Here is a 12,393-nt window from a genome sequence, read left to right on the forward strand (position 1 = left end):
CCTGGCGGCAATAGCGCGGTGGTCCCACCTGACCCCATGCCGAACTCAGAAGTGAAACGCCGTAGCGCCGATGGTAGTGTGGGGTCTCCCCATGCGAGAGTAGGACACTGCCAGGCATCAAATTAAGCGTGCTGATATGGCTCAGTTGGTAGAGCGCACCCTTGGTAAGGGTGAGGTCCCCAGTTCGACTCTGGGTATCAGCACCACTTTATTTAAAGTGGGTTTAGAAGTTCGGCAGAAAAAAGAATTTGCTTGGCGGCAATAGCGCGGTGGTCCCACCTGACCCCATGCCGAACTCAGAAGTGAAACGCCGTAGCGCCGATGGTAGTGTGGGGTCTCCCCATGCGAGAGTAGGACACTGCCAAGCATCAAATAAAACAACAAGCCTCATGCGAAAGCATGGGGCTTTTTGTTTTGTCTGTTATTTGGTGTTCTGCTCGAGCATGGGCATGCGAAAGGCCCGTCGGGAACGGGCCTTAACGCCGCTTGCGGCGGCCCCGCAGGGGAGAGTCTCAGGATGAGACGAATACTGTAGGACACTGCCAAGCATCAAATAAGCCAAGAGGCCATCCGAAAGGATGGCCTTTTTGCTTTTCAGTCCCTTTACTCCCCCTCCTCATATCTTGGCGCAGAGCGCGCAATGAAACATTTTCACCTTTTCGCCGAATGCTCGACATCGACGGAAAAAAACGCTATCTTCGGGCATCTAGAAGTCTAAACGTATAAATGGATGTGTGAGGGTTAAGCAATGCCGATTCGTGTTCCTGATGAGTTACCTGCGGTCAATTTCTTGCGCGGTGAGAATGTCTTCGTGATGACATCCTCGCGGGCAAAAACACAGGAAATCAGGCCACTGAAAGTGCTGATCCTCAACCTGATGCCAAAGAAGATCGAAACGGAAAACCAGTTTTTGCGCCTGCTGTCCAACTCGCCGCTGCAGATTGATATCCAGCTGCTGCGTATCGATAGCCGCGAATCGAAGAACACGCCGGCCGAGCATCTGAATAACTTCTACTGCGACTTCGAGGATATCCAGAACGAGAACTTCGATGGTTTGATCGTTACCGGCGCGCCGTTGGGGCTGGTCGATTTCTGCGATGTTGCCTACTGGCCGCAGATCGAGCGCGTGATCGACTGGGCCAAGCACCACGTTACCTCCACGCTGTTCGTGTGCTGGGCGGTACAGGCGGCGTTGAATATTCTGTATGGCATTCCCAAGATGACGCGCGAGGTGAAGCTCTCCGGCGTTTATCCGCACCAAACGCTGCAGCAGCATGCGTTGCTGACACGCGGCTTCGACGAAAGCTTCCTGGCGCCGCATTCACGCTATGCCGATTTCCCGACCGAGGTGATTCGTCAATATACCGACCTGGATGTTCTGGCCGAATCCGAGCAGGCCGGCGCCTACCTGTTTGCCAGCAAGGACAAACGCCTGGCGTTTGTCACCGGCCATCCGGAATACGATACGCTGACCCTGGCAGGAGAGTATTGTCGCGATAACGAAGCCGGCCTCGATCCCGCCGTTCCACTCAACTACTTCCCCGACGACAACCCCGCACTGACACCGAAAGCCACCTGGCGCAGCCATGGCCATCTGCTGTTCTCCAACTGGCTCAACTATTACGTCTACCAGATCACGCCGTATGATCTGCGCCATATGAATCCGACGCTCGACTGATTTTTTCTGCTCGCCGGCGGCTGAATCGAGGCCGCCGCGCCGTTGATCCTCTGAACGATCCTCTTTTTCTCCGTCACACCTCCTTAAAGTCCATTGTTAAACAAGGCGTTAGCGCATCTTTATCACTATGATGGAAGCGATTTCCTTACCTGTCATTATTGTTATTTTATCTAACCAATTGATAATAAAGTGTTAATAAAATATTTAATAATAAAATGGAAATGGTTTTTGATTTTTATTTTTTGTTGAGTATTCTTAGAGCTATCGGGATGAGATCTGACCAGTTGAGGATCGTTTCATCCACCCTGATCCACAGTGATTTCTGATGAAAATGCGCCGGTCGCGCGAGCGCAACGATGGGAAGGAGCAAGGTCATGACACAACAGATAGCAGGCACGGAGTTAAGGTTTACGCAGGGTTTCGCCGCAGCGGAGCGCCAGGTGTTGACCGATGAAGCGGTTGAATTCCTGGCGGAACTGGTGGGGAAATTCACGCCGCGGCGCAACGAGCTGCTGGCGGCGCGTGTCCGCTGGCAGCAAAATATCGATCGCGGCGAACTGCCGGGATTTATTTCGGAAACCACTTCCATTCGTGAAGGTGACTGGCAGATCCGCGGCATTCCACAAGATTTGCGTGACCGCCGGGTCGAGATCACCGGGCCGGTTGAGCGCAAGATGGTGATCAATGCGCTTAATGCCAACGTAAAAGTATTCATGGCGGACTTCGAAGACTCGCTGGCGCCAAGCTGGGACAAAGTCATCGACGGCCAAATTAACCTGCACGATGCGGTTAACGGCACCATTTCCTACACCAATGAAGCCGGCAAAATCTACCAGCTGAAACCGAACCCGGCGGTATTGATCGCTCGCGTGCGCGGCCTGCATTTGCCGGAAAAACACGTGCTGTGGCGTGATGAAGCCATTCCCGGCGGCCTGTTCGATTTCGCGCTGTACTTCTACCACAACTATCGCCAACTGTTGGCCAAGGGCAGCGGCCCGTATTTCTATCTGCCGAAAACCCAGTCCTGGGAAGAGGCGGCCTGGTGGAGCGATGTCTTCAGCTTTACCGAGGATCGTTTCGATCTGCCGCGCGGCACCATCAAAGCGACCGTGCTGATCGAAACCCTGCCGGCGGTGTTCCAGATGGACGAAATTCTCTACCACCTGCGCGACCACATCGTCGGCCTGAACTGCGGCCGCTGGGATTACATCTTCAGCTACATCAAAACGCTGAAGAATCATGGCGATCGCGTGCTGCCGGATCGTCAGTCGGTGACCATGGAGAAACCTTTCCTCAGCGCCTATTCGCGTCTGTTGATCAAAACCTGTCACAAGCGCGGCGCGTTCGCCATGGGCGGTATGGCGGCGTTTATCCCGAGCAAAGACGCCGAGAAAAATGACTGGGTGTTGAATAAGGTACGGGCGGACAAAGAGCTGGAGGCCAGCAACGGCCACGACGGCACCTGGGTGGCGCACCCGGGGCTGGCGGATACGGTGATGGAGGTATTTGGCAAAGCATTGGGCGATCGCCAAAACCAGCTGGAGGTGCTGCGTGAGCAAGACGCGCCGATCAGCGCCGCACAGCTGCTGGCACCGTGCGACGGCGAACGCACCGAGGCGGGGATGCGCGCCAATATCCGCGTGGCGGTGCAGTACATCGAAGCCTGGATCTCCGGCAACGGTTGCGTACCGATTTACGGTTTGATGGAAGATGCGGCGACGGCGGAAATCTCCCGTACGTCAATCTGGCAGTGGATCCACCACGAGAAGAGCCTGAGCGACGGGCGTCCGGTCACCAAGGCGCTGTTCCGCCAGATGCTGCAAGAAGAGATGTTGGTGGTGCGTGAAGAAGTGGGGGAAGCGCGCTTTAACGCCGGCCGGTTCGAAGAGGCGGCGCGCCTGATGGAGCGCATCACCACGCAAGATGAATTAATCGATTTCCTGACGCTGCCCGGCTATGAGCTGCTGGCCTGAGTTTTCCCAATCAACCCTACACGACTGAAAGGATAAAAATTATGTCTACCTCTCGCTCTCAACAGATCCAGCAGCTGGAACAGGAATGGAAATCGGCCCGTTGGGAAGGCATCACTCGCCCTTACAGCGCCGAAGACGTGATCAACCTGCGCGGTTCGGTCAACCCGGAATGCACCCTGGCGCAAAACGGCGCCGCCAAACTGTGGGCATTGTTGAACGGCAAGGCGCGCAAAGGCTACGTGAACTGCCTGGGCGCGCTGACCGGCGGCCAGGCGCTGCAGCAGGCCAAAGCCGGCGTCGAGGCTATCTACCTGTCCGGTTGGCAGGTGGCGGCGGACGCCAACAGCGCGGCGGCCATGTACCCTGACCAGTCGCTGTATCCGGTGGACTCGGTGCCGAAGGTCGTCGAGCGCATCAACAATACCTTCCGCCGCGCCGATCAGATCCAATGGGCTAACCAGATTGAGCCGGGCAGCAAAGGCTACACCGATTATTTCCTGCCGATCGTCGCCGATGCGGAAGCCGGCTTCGGCGGCGTGCTGAACGCCTTCGAGCTGATGAAAGCGATGATCACCGCCGGCGCCGCCGGGGTGCACTTTGAAGACCAGCTGGCGGCGGTGAAGAAATGCGGCCATATGGGCGGCAAAGTGCTGGTGCCCACGCAAGAAGCGATCCAGAAACTGGTCGCCGCGCGCCTGGCGGCCGACGTGCTCGGCGTGCCGACGCTGGTGATCGCCCGCACCGACGCCGATGCGGCCGACCTGCTGACTTCCGATTGCGATCCGTATGACAGCGCCTTCGTCACCGGCGAGCGCACGGCGGAAGGCTTCTTCCGTACCCATGCCGGCGTCGAGCAGGCGATCAGCCGCGGCCTGGCTTACGCCCCTTACGCGGATATGGTGTGGTGCGAAACCTCAACGCCGGATCTGGATGCCGCTCAGCGCTTCGCCGACGCCATCCACGCCAAATACCCGGGCAAGCTGCTGGCCTACAACTGCTCGCCGTCGTTCAACTGGAAGAAGAACCTCGACGACCAGACCATCGCCCGCTTCCAGCAGGCGCTGTCGGACATGGGCTACAAGTATCAGTTCATTACGCTGGCGGGCATCCACAGCATGTGGTTCAACATGTTCGACCTGGCGCACGCCTATGCGCAGGGCGAGGGCATGAAACACTACGTCGAGAAGGTGCAGCAGGCGGAGTTCGCCGCGGTGGATCGCGGCTACACCTTCGCGTCGCACCAGCAAGAGGTGGGCACCGGCTACTTCGACAAGGTCACCACCATCATTCAGGGCGGCGCCTCTTCGGTCACCGCGCTGACCGGTTCGACGGAAGAACAGCAGTTCTGATGCGGCAAGCTTGAAGACGTTTCACCCGGAGCCTGCATGCGCAGGCTTCTTTTTCTGGCGGGGGTAAGGATGGCGGCAAAACTGGAGTTGTTGATCGCACAGACGATCCTGCAGGGCTTCGATGCGCAGTATGGCCGCTTTCTGGAAGTGACCGCCGGCGCGCAGCAGCGCTTCGAGCAGGCGGACTGGCCGGCGGTGCAGCAGGCGATGAAAAAGCGCATCCATCTGTACGACCATCACGTCGGCCTGGTGGTGGAGCAGCTCAAATGCATCACCGGGCAGAAATACTTCGACGCCGACTTCCCCAGCCGGGTCAAAGCGGTCTATATCGACCTGCTGCCGGACTATCCGCGTTTCGAGATCGCCGAAAGCTTTTTTAACTCGGTCTACTGCCGGCTGTTCAAGCACCGCGATCTGACGCCGGACAAGCTTTTCGTCTTCAGTTCGCAGCCGGAGCGGCGCTTTCGCGATATTCCGCGTCCGCTGGCGCGCGATTTCACGCCCAATGGCGATCTGCCGGCGATGCTGCGCAGCGTACTGAGCGATCTGCCGCTGCGTCTGCCGTGGGAGGATTTGACGCGCGATATTCGCTACATCACTCAGGCGCTGCAACGCGCCTTCAGCGCACAGCAGCTGGCGGGGGCAACCTTCCAGATCGCCAACGAACTGTTCTACCGCAACAAGGCCGCCTGGCTGGTCGGCAAGCTGCGCCTGGCCGACGGCGTTTATCCGTTCTTGCTGCCTATCCACCACAGCGAATCGGGCGCGCTGTTTATCGACGCCTGCCTGACCGGTAAGGCTGAGGCCAGCATCGTCTTCGGCTTCGCCCGTTCTTATTTCATGGTCTACGCGCCGCTGCCGGCGGCGATGGTGGAGTGGCTGCGTGAGATCCTGCCGGGCAAAACCACCGCCGAGCTGTACATGGCGATCGGCTGCCAGAAGCATGGCAAAACCGAATGCTATCGCGAATACCTGACCTTTATGGCGCAGTCGCAGGAGCAATTTATCATCGCGCCGGGGGTGAAGGGCATGGTGATGCTGGTGTTCACCTTGCCGTCTTTCGACCGGGTATTCAAAGTGATCAAGGACGAGTTCGCCCCGCAAAAAGAGGTGACGCAGGCGCAGGTGATGGCCTGCTATCAGCTGGTGAAAGAGCACGATCGCGTCGGGCGCATGGCGGATACCCAGGAGTACGAGAATTTCGTCGTCGACAAGGCGCGCCTCAGTCCGGCGCTGTTGGCGGAACTGCAGCGCGAAGTGCCGGGCAAACTGGAAGATCTCGGCGATCGCATCGTGATCAAGCACCTGTATATGGAACGGCGCATGACGCCGCTGAACCTGTATCTGGAGCAGGCCAACGATCAGCAGATGCGCGATGCGATCGAAGAGTACGGCAATGCCATCAAGCAGCTGGCCGCCGCCAATATCTTCCCCGGCGACATGCTGTTCAAGAACTTTGGTGTGACGCGCCACGGGCGGGTGGTGTTCTACGACTACGACGAAATTTGCTACATGACCGAGGTTAACTTCCGCGACATTCCGCCGCCGCGTTATCCGGAGGACGAGCTGGCCAGTGAGCCGTGGTACAGCATCGCGCCCAACGACGTGTTCCCGGAGGAGTTCCGCCACTTCCTGTGCGGCGATCGGCGCATTCGGCAGGTGTTTGAGGAGTTGCACAGCGATCTGTTTACCGCTGAGTATTGGCGCGGGTTGCAGCAGCGCATCCGCGAGGGGCACGTGGAAGACGTGTTCGCTTACCGCAAGAAGCAGCGGTTCAGCCAGCGCAGCGGGGCGGCGCTGCCGGCCGCCACCGCTGCGATGTAAATCAGGCCTGGGCGCCCGCGACGGCGGCGCGCGCCAGTTCGGTGATGCGGGCGTAGTCGCCGCTTTCCAGCGCGTCCGCCGGCACCAGCCAGGAGCCGCCGATGCACAGCACGCTTTTCAGCGCCAGGTAGCTGCGGTAGTTGTCCGGCGAGATACCGCCGGTCGGGCAGAAGCGCACCTGCGGGAACGGGCCGCCGATCGCCTGCAGCGCTTTTACGCCGCCGTTGGCTTCCGCCGGGAAGAATTTAAACTCACGCAGGCCGTAATCCATGCCCAGCATCAGCTCGGAAACGGTGCTGATGCCTGGGATTAAGGGAATGGAACCGGCGATGGCTGCCTTGAGCAGCTCGTCGGTCAATCCTGGGCTGATGGCGAACTGCGCACCGGCCTCGGTCACTTCACGCAGCTGCTGGGGATTGATCACGGTACCGGCGCCGATGATCGCTTCCGGCACTTCTTGGGCGATGGCGCGAATGGCGTCCATGGCGCAGGCGGTGCGCAGCGTCACTTCCAGCACCCGCACGCCGCCGGCGACCAGCGCTTTCGCCAGCGGCACCGCATGTTCCAGCTTGTTGATCACGATGACCGGCACCACCGGCCCCGCCGTCAGGATCTGCTCGGCACTTGTTTTCCATTGGTTCATGATGACGTTCTCCTCTGTGGCCGCCGCCAGGCGGCCAGGCTATCGATTAAAATTTGATGCAGCAGGCGCCCTGCTCGGCGCCGGACAGCTGGCTGCGCAGCGCGCCGAACAGCTCGCGGCCGCAGCCGATGTGTTCTGCGCTCAGATCGGGCTGGCATGGCGCGCGCTGGGCCAGTTCGTCGGCGTCGACCAGCACCTGCAGCTCGCCGCTGCGGCCGTTGACGCGGATCGGATCGCCGTCGCGCACTTTCGCCAGCAGGCCGCCGGTATAGGCTTCCGGGGTGACGTGGATGGCGGAAGGCACCTTGCCGGAGGCGCCTGACAGGCGGCCGTCGGTCACCAGCGCCACTTTGAAGCCGCGATCCATCAGCACGCCCAACGGCGGCATCAGCTTGTGCAGCTCAGGCATGCCGTTGGCCTGCGGCCCCTGGAAGCGCACCACCACCACGCAATCGCGATCCAGCTTGCCGGCTTCGAACGCCGGCACGATGTCGTGCTGGCTGTCGAACACCACCGCAGGCGCTTCGATGATCTGGTTGTCGGCGGGCACCGCCGAGGTTTTCATCACCGCACGGCCCAGATTGCCGGTCATCACTTTGGTGCCGCCGTGATGCTCAAACGGCTGAGCGACGCTGGCGATCACGCTGGCGTCGAGCGAGCCGGCCACGCCTTCACGCCACACCAGCTGGCCATTATCCAGCCAGGGTTCCTGGGTGTAGCGGTGCAGGCCGAAACCGGCCACGGTGTGCACGTCTTCGTGCAGCAGCCCGTGTTGCAGCAGCTCGCGCACCACCAGCGGCACGCCGCCGGCGGCCTGGAACTGGTTGATGTCGGCCGGGCCGTTCGGATAGATGCGGCACAGCAGCGGCACCGCCTCCGACAGCTCCGAGAAATCGTCCCAGGTAATGATGATGCCTGCTGCGCGCGCCATCGCCACCAGATGCATGGTCAGGTTGGTGGAGCCGCCGGTGGCCAGCAGCGAGACGATGCCGTTTACCACCACTTTCTCGTCCACCAGGCGGCCGATCGGCAGGTAGTTGCCGGCGGTGTCGGTCAGTCGCGTCACCTGGCGCGCGGCGGCGTCGTTCAGCGCGTCGCGCAGCGGCGTGTCCGGATGTACGAAAGAGGCGCCCGGCAGGTGCAGGCCCATCACTTCCATCACCATCTGGTTGGTGTTGGCGGTGCCGTAGAAGGTGCAGGTGCCGATGCCGTGATAGGACGCGGCCTCGGCTTCCAGCAGCGCCAGGCGGTCGGCCTTGCCCTCGGCGTACAGCTGGCGCACGCGTACCTTTTCCTTGTTGGGTAAACCGCTGCTCATCGGGCCGGCCGGCACGAACAGCGCGGGCAGGTGGCCGAAGGAGAGGGCGGCCATCACCAGCCCGGGCACGATCTTGTCGCAGATGCCGAGGAACAGCGCGCCGTCGAACATGTTGTGCGACAGGCCGACGGCGGCCGACATGGCGATCACGTCACGGCTCATCAGCGACAGCTCCATGCCGTCCTGCCCCTGCGTCACGCCGTCGCACATCGCCGGCACGCCGCCGGCTACCTGGCCCACGGCGCCCACCGCCTGCAGCGCCTGTTTCAGCCGCTGCGGGTAGTGTTCGTACGGCTGGTGGGCCGACAGCATGTCGTTATAGGCGGTGATGATGGCGATATCGCTGCGCACCATGTTTTTCAGCGCCGTCTTGTCATCGGGCTGACAGGCGGCGAAGCCGTGGGCCAGGTTGCCGCAGGCCAGCTGCGCGCGGTGGACGGTTTGGGAACGGGCCGCTTCGATACGCGCCAGATAGGCGGCACGGCTGGCCTGGGAACGGTGGGTGATGCGCTGTGTGACACGGGACAAGGTTGGGTTAATCATGCCTTCCTCACATTGCTGTTGTTATAGTCGCCGCCTGTGGCGGTGCCCCCGGTGGTGATTTGCAGCCCTGGTGTGCAAGGCCGGGGGCGATTTGGGATTTAAAACATCGTGAATGCCATCATGCCGATAGCGCCGCCGACGCTGCCCAGAATCGTTTCCATCACCGTCCAGGTTTTCAGCGTTTGCAGTTCGTTGGCGCCGGTGAATTTGCCGAACAGCCAGAAACCGGCGTCGTTGACGTGGCTCAGCACGATGGAGCCGCCGGCGATGCAGATAGCCAGCGCGGCCAGCTGCCCGCCGTTCAATCCGAGCTGGCTGGTGACCGGCAGCACCAGGCCGACGGTGGTCAGGCAGGCGACGGTGGCCGAGCCCTGAATCACCCGCACCATGGCGGAGAGCGCAAAGGCGGCCACGGCGATCGGCAGGCCGGCGCCGATCATGGCGTCACCCAGCGCCGGCCCTACGCCGGAATCCACCAGGATCTGTTTGAACACCCCGCCGGCGCCGGTCATCAGCAGGATGATCCCGGCCGGTTGCACCGCGGCGGAGCAGATGGCCAGCGTCTGTTCGTTGCTCATGCCGCGCGGTTTCGCCAGGCCGTAAATCACGATCAGGCAGGCCAGCAGGATGGCGGTGAACGGGTGGCCGATAAACTCCAGCCACTGCTGCAGCTGTGAACCCGGAGTGACCAGCCGCGCGCCGATGGTTTTCATGCCGACCAGCACCAGCGGGCACAGCACCAGCGCCAGGCTGAAGCCGAATGACGGCAGATTGCCCTTGGTCAGCGTCGGCTCGTTCTCTTCCGGCGGCATTGGCCAGTTGACGAAACGGCTGATAAAGCTGCCGTACAGCGGGCCGGCGATCAGCATGCCGATCACCGCCGCCACCAGGCCGATGGCGATCATCCAGCCGAAGTCGGCCTTCATCTGCGAAGCCAGCAGCATCGGCACCGGCCCCGGCAGCAGGAAGGAGGCGGCGGCGGCCACGCCGGCGAACAGCGGGAGCGCCAGCTTGACGATATTGCCGTCGGTGCGGCGCGCCACGGCGAACACGATGCCGATCAGGAGCACCACCGCCACGTCGAAGAACAGCGGCAGCGCGCAGATCAGGCCGGCGATGCCGAGCGCATAGTGCGCCTTGCTTTGTCCGAATCGTTTCAGCAATTGCGCCGCAATTTGATCGAGCGCGCCGACCTCATGCAGGATCTTGCCGAACATCGCCCCCAGCGCCACCACGATCGCCAGAAAGCCCAGCGTGTCGCCCATGCCTTTTTGCATGGTGTCTGCGATATGGTCCAGCGGCATGCCGGAGAAAATGCCGGCGGCGATGGACACCAGCATCAGCGCGACGAAGGCGTGCATGCGCGCCTTCATCACCAGGAATAACAGCAGTAAAACCGAGCCGACTGCGGTACCGACCAGCGTAACGGTACTCACGCGCACACGTCCTGCGGCAGGAAGCTCTGGATATGGCGCACGGTATCGGCGATCACCGCGTCCAGCGGTTGGTTGATGTCGATCGCCATCACGTCGCTTTCGTCGGCGCCCGGTTGCTCCAGCGCGGCGAACTGGGTGACCAGCATCTGCGGTTTGAAGAAGTGGCCGTTACGCGCCGCCAGGCGGGATTCGATCACTGGGAACTCGCCGTGCAGGTAGATAAACGACAGGTTGCCGTTGCCGGCGCGCAGGCGGTCGCGATACTGCTTTTTCAGCGCCGAGCAGACGATGATCGACACGTTGTTGGTGCGCTGCATGGCAAAGGCGGCATCGTTGAGCGCGGCCAGCCATGGGGCGCGATCGTCGTCGTTCAACGCGTCGCCGGCGGCCATTTTCAGGATGTTGCTGCGCGGATGCAGGAAGTCGCCGTCGAGGAAGCCGGCGGAGAGTTGGCGGGCCGCGGCGGCGGCGACGGCGGACTTACCGCTGCCGGAAACGCCCATAACGACGTAAATGCGATTTTGATTGTTGGTCATGGCTTGGCTCCAAAACACCGGGTGACGTTACCTTCGTTCAGCTTGATTGTTACCGGTAACATGTTATCGGTAACATTGTCGAAGGAAGTGTGAGCGGTTGCAATGGGCTTTCGCCGTGAGGATCGTTAACTGTGATCGGCTTCAAGCTTTTTTCCCGTGTGCTAAACAGGATGCCGATAGCCTGTTACATGCTGACAACAGAGCAAGGAATCGGGAGAGAGGGCGCGCAGGGGCGCCCTTGGAGGGGTAGGATCAGCGCACGCCGCCGTAGGCCAGGCTGATCTCTTTCGCCGCGTGGATCACCAGCGCCCCCAGTTCGATCACGCGATCGTCGGTGATGCGCGACACCGGGCCGGAGATGGAGATGGCGGCGAAGGCTTCACGGTGCTCGTCGAAGATACAGGCCGCCACGCAGCGCAGGCCGAGCGCGTGCTCTTCGTCGTCAAAGGAGAAGCCCTGTTTGCGGATCTGCGCCAGCCCCTCTTTCAGGTTGTGCGGCGTCAGGGTGTGCGGCGTGTAGGTGTGCATGCCTTTCTTGTGCAGCAGTTTGGTCACCTGATCGTCCGGCAGGGTGGCGAGGAACGCCTTGCCGGCGCCGGAGGCGTGCATCGGCAGTTTACCGCCGATCGGCGCCGACATGCGCATCAGCGCCGTACACTGCACCTGATCGATGATGATTGCCTGGTACTCGCTGGTATCCAGCACCGCCAGGTTGACGGTTTCGCCGGACTCTTCCATCAGGCGCCGCAGCGTCGGATGCACCATCGCCAGCAGGTTGCGGCTTTGCAGGAAGCTGCTGCCGACCACAAAGGCGTGCGAGCCGATGGTCCACAGGCCGAGATCGCCGACCTGGCGCACGAATCCCTGCTGCTGCATGGTGGTGAGCAGGCGGTGAGTGGTGGAATTCGGCAGGCCGGCCTGCTGCGCCAGATCGGTCAGCGCCACGTTGCCCTGGGCTTCCGAAATGTATTCCAACAGCTTCAGGCCACGGGTCAACGATTGTACCTGGCCGGTCGCCGCACTGGCGGCCGGGGCTGCTGCGCGGGGCTTCTTGCCGCGTTTGGCGGGAGCAGGGGTGGCCATGGGTGAGATT

Annotated in this window: 9 protein-coding genes, 1 tRNA gene and 2 rRNA genes; 7 read left to right on the forward strand and 5 right to left on the reverse strand. The window is 61.3% G+C overall.

Annotation, left to right across the window (positions count from 1 at the left end; genetic code table 11):
* The 7 genes from rrf (ACJ8QI_RS17055) to aceK all read left to right on the forward strand — a co-directional run bounded on the left by rrf (ACJ8QI_RS17055) (nucleotide 1) and on the right by aceK (nucleotide 6,824).
* A 5S ribosomal RNA gene (gene rrf, locus ACJ8QI_RS17055) occupies nucleotides 1-116 on the forward strand.
* 14 nt (nucleotides 117-130) lie between these two features.
* Nucleotides 131-206 (forward strand) — tRNA-Thr (locus ACJ8QI_RS17060).
* Between the two features lie 45 nt (nucleotides 207-251).
* Nucleotides 252-367 (forward strand): 5S ribosomal RNA (gene rrf / locus ACJ8QI_RS17065).
* A 381-nt stretch (nucleotides 368-748) separates the two neighbouring features.
* Nucleotides 749-1,678: a homoserine O-acetyltransferase MetA gene (gene metA, locus ACJ8QI_RS17070; protein ID WP_049201551.1), complete on the forward strand. Its 930-nt coding sequence runs from the start codon at nucleotides 749-751 to the stop codon at nucleotides 1,676-1,678.
* A 374-nt stretch (nucleotides 1,679-2,052) separates the two neighbouring features.
* The gene (gene aceB / locus ACJ8QI_RS17075; protein WP_049201549.1) at nucleotides 2,053-3,651 is read left to right on the forward strand and encodes a malate synthase A; all 1,599 of its coding nucleotides are present in this window, start codon (nucleotides 2,053-2,055) and stop codon (nucleotides 3,649-3,651) included.
* Nucleotides 3,652-3,692: 41 nt separating this feature from the next.
* The gene (aceA, locus tag ACJ8QI_RS17080; protein WP_004936630.1) at nucleotides 3,693-5,000 is read left to right on the forward strand and encodes an isocitrate lyase; all 1,308 of its coding nucleotides are present in this window, start codon (nucleotides 3,693-3,695) and stop codon (nucleotides 4,998-5,000) included.
* A 69-nt stretch (nucleotides 5,001-5,069) separates the two neighbouring features.
* Nucleotides 5,070-6,824: a bifunctional isocitrate dehydrogenase kinase/phosphatase gene (gene aceK, locus ACJ8QI_RS17085; protein ID WP_060425122.1), complete on the forward strand. Its 1,755-nt coding sequence runs from the start codon at nucleotides 5,070-5,072 to the stop codon at nucleotides 6,822-6,824.
* A gap of 1 nt (nucleotide 6,825) precedes the next feature.
* Here aceK and ACJ8QI_RS17090 read toward each other — a convergent pair whose 3' ends face one another.
* From ACJ8QI_RS17090 to iclR, 5 genes are all read right to left on the reverse strand, one after another.
* Nucleotides 6,826-7,467, reverse strand: a complete 642-nt coding sequence (locus ACJ8QI_RS17090; protein ID WP_060440936.1) for a bifunctional 4-hydroxy-2-oxoglutarate aldolase/2-dehydro-3-deoxy-phosphogluconate aldolase — start codon at nucleotides 7,465-7,467, stop codon at nucleotides 6,826-6,828.
* A gap of 46 nt (nucleotides 7,468-7,513) precedes the next feature.
* The gene (gene edd, locus ACJ8QI_RS17095) at nucleotides 7,514-9,328 is read right to left on the reverse strand and encodes a phosphogluconate dehydratase (RefSeq protein ID WP_087762607.1); all 1,815 of its coding nucleotides are present in this window, start codon (nucleotides 9,326-9,328) and stop codon (nucleotides 7,514-7,516) included.
* Between the two features lie 98 nt (nucleotides 9,329-9,426).
* The gene (gene gntU / locus ACJ8QI_RS17100) at nucleotides 9,427-10,764 is read right to left on the reverse strand and encodes a gluconate transporter (RefSeq protein ID WP_442532855.1); all 1,338 of its coding nucleotides are present in this window, start codon (nucleotides 10,762-10,764) and stop codon (nucleotides 9,427-9,429) included.
* Entirely contained in the window at nucleotides 10,761-11,300 is a 540-nt protein-coding gene (gntK, locus tag ACJ8QI_RS17105; RefSeq protein WP_038874371.1) for a gluconokinase, read from the reverse strand. The genes gntU and gntK overlap by 4 nt, the downstream gene beginning before the upstream one ends.
* Before the next feature lie 252 nt (nucleotides 11,301-11,552).
* A complete protein-coding gene (gene iclR, locus ACJ8QI_RS17110; RefSeq protein WP_004936648.1) occupies nucleotides 11,553-12,383 on the reverse strand; it encodes a glyoxylate bypass operon transcriptional repressor IclR in 831 nt (276 codons plus the stop codon).
* Between the last annotated feature and the right edge of the window lie 10 nt (nucleotides 12,384-12,393).

Source organism: Serratia sp. CY84636, from assembly GCF_052166245.1.
Lineage (GTDB): Bacteria > Pseudomonadota > Gammaproteobacteria > Enterobacterales > Enterobacteriaceae > Serratia > Serratia nevei.